This is a genomic window from Neisseria sp. P0021.S006 (genome assembly GCF_051956895.1).
Map to the genome: position 1 here is coordinate 1 of NZ_JBQCWZ010000119.1, position 2,655 is coordinate 2,655.

At 51.0% G+C, this 2,655-nt stretch carries 2 protein-coding genes; both read left to right on the plus strand.

The window, feature by feature from the left end:
• Nucleotides 1-2 precede the first annotated feature (2 nt).
• Nucleotides 3-1,880: an alpha-amylase family protein gene (locus ACTHUM_RS11340; protein WP_440402912.1), complete on the plus strand. Its 1,878-nt coding sequence runs from the start codon at nucleotides 3-5 to the stop codon at nucleotides 1,878-1,880.
• Nucleotides 1,881-2,034: 154 nt separating this feature from the next.
• A partial coding sequence (locus ACTHUM_RS11345) for a transporter substrate-binding domain-containing protein (RefSeq protein WP_440402913.1) occupies nucleotides 2,035-2,655 on the plus strand: 621 nt, incomplete at its 3' end.

Sequence of the window (2,655 nt, forward strand, 5' to 3'; positions counted from 1 at the left end):
CCTTGCATCACCTTAAAGAACGCACCCTATCGATTTATACCCCCGAACAGCGTGCAAGCATCGAGACATCTGAAGACTGGAAACAGTTTGACAGACGACTTGAGGAACACTTCCCAAAACTGATGCACGAGCTGGACAATGTTTACAACAACAACGAAGCCGTCCTCCCCATGTTGGAGCAACTGATTGCCCAAGCATGGCAAAGCTATTCCCAACGCAACTCATCCTTAAAAGACATCGATATCGCACGCGAAAACGATCCTGACTGGATTTTGTCCAACAAACAGGTTGGCGGCGTGTGCTACGTCGATTTGTTCGCAGGTGATCTGCAAGGCTTGAAAGCCAAAATCCCTTATTTCCAAGAATTGGGTCTGACCTATCTGCACCTAATGCCCCCGTTTAAATGCCCTGAAGGCAAAAGCGACGGCGGCTATGCTGTCAGCAGCTACCGCGATGTCAATCCGGCACTAGGCACAATAGACGACTTGCGTGATGTCATTGCCGCCTTGCACGAAGCAGGTATTTCCGCCGTTGTAGATTTCATCTTCAATCACACTTCTAACGAACACGAATGGGCAAAAGGCTGCGCCGCCGGTGATCCGCTCTACGACAACTTCTACTACATCTTCCCCGACCGCTGGATGCCCGACCAATACGACCGCACTCTGCGTGAAATCTTCCCCGACCAACACCCGGGCGGCTTCTCCCAACTGGAAGACGGACGCTGGGTATGGACAACATTCAACTCCTTCCAGTGGGACTTGAATTACAGCAACCCATGGGTATTCCGCGCTATGGCAGGCGAAATGATATTCCTTGCCAACTTGGGCGTTGATATTCTGCGCATGGATGCCGTTGCCTTTATTTGGAAGCAAATGGGCACAAGCTGCGAAAACCTGCCTCAGGCACACGCCCTGATTCGCGCGTTTAACTCCGTAATGCGTATCGCAGCGCCAGCCGTGTTCTTCAAATCCGAAGCCATCGTCCATCCTGACCAAGTTGTCCAATACATCAGCCAAGACGAATGCCAAATCGGCTACAACCCTCTGCAAATGGCATTGTTGTGGAACACCCTCGCCACACGCGAAGTCAACCTGCTCCATCAAGCACTAACCTACCGCCACAACCTGCCCGACCATACTGCATGGGTCAACTATGTCCGCAGTCATGACGACATCGGCTGGACATTTGCCGATGAGGACGCATGGCAGTTCGGTATTCACGGCTACGACCACCGACAATTCCTCAACCGCTTCTTCGTCAACCATTTCGACGGCAGCTTCGCGCGCGGTGTACCGTTCCAATACAACCCAAGCACAGGCGACTGCCGTGTCAGTGGTACAGCCGCAGCATTGGTCGGCTTGGCGCAAAACGATCCATATGCCGTTGAGCGCATCAAACTTTTGTACAGTATCGCTTTGAGTACCGGCGGCTTACCGCTGATTTATCTAGGCGACGAAGTCGGTACGCTCAACGACGACGACTGGTCGAACGACAGCAACAAGAGTGACGACAGCCGCTGGGCACACCGTCCTCGTTACAATGAGGAGTTGTACAACCAACGCCATGACAGCTCGACCACTGCCGGTCAAATCTTCCAAGGTTTGCGCCATATGATTTCCATCCGCCAAAGCAATCCGCGCTTTAATGGCGGTAGATTGGTCACCTTCAACACCAACAACAAACACATCATCGGCTATATGCGCAACAACGCGCTTTTGGCATTCGGTAACTTCAGCGAACAAGCGCAAACCATCAGTGCGCACACCTTGCAGGCCATGCCGTTCAAAGCGCACGATTTGATCAGCGGCCAAACCGTTTCTCTGAATCAGGACTTAGTACTGCAACCCTATCAAGTCATGTGGCTTGAAATTGCATAAGCTGAATTTTTTATACATCATTCAAGGCCGTCTGAACAAATCAGCGTTCAGACGGCCTTTTAAGGCATAAGATGTATTTTGTATTTTGGGCAGTTTCGCTTAGAATGCACGCTTTAATACTAAATGACACACTTAAAGTCAGGAGTAAAAATCCATGTTGAAAAAATTCGTACTCGGCAGCATCGCTGCAGTAGTTTTGGCTGCTTGCGGTGGAGAAGGTAGCAACTCAGCTTCTTCTGCTCCGGCACAATCCGGTGCGGCCTCAGGCTCATTGATTGAGCGTATCAACAACAAAGGTACCATCACTGTCGGTACGGAAGGTACTTACGCACCATTCACTTACCACGACAAAGACGGCAAATTGACCGGCTACGATGTCGAAGTAACCCGCGCAGTCGCCGACAAACTGGGCATCAAAGTTGAATTTAAAGAAACACGTTGGGACTCTATGATGGCAGGTTTGAAAGCTGGCCGTTTTGACGTGGTCGCCAACCAAGTCGGCCTGACCAGCCCTGAACGTCAAGCGACTTTTGACAAATCCGAGCCTTACAGCTGGAGCGGTGCCGTATTGGTTGTACGCAAAGACAGCAACATCAAATCCATCGATGACATCAAAGGCGTGAAAACCGCACAATCCCTGACCAGCAACTATGGCGAAAAAGCCAAAGCGGCAGGAGCTGAACTCGTGCCGGTAGATGGTTTGGCGCAATCTCTGACTCTGATTGAACAAAAACGTGCCGATGCAACCCTGAACGACGAATTGGCAGTATTGGAC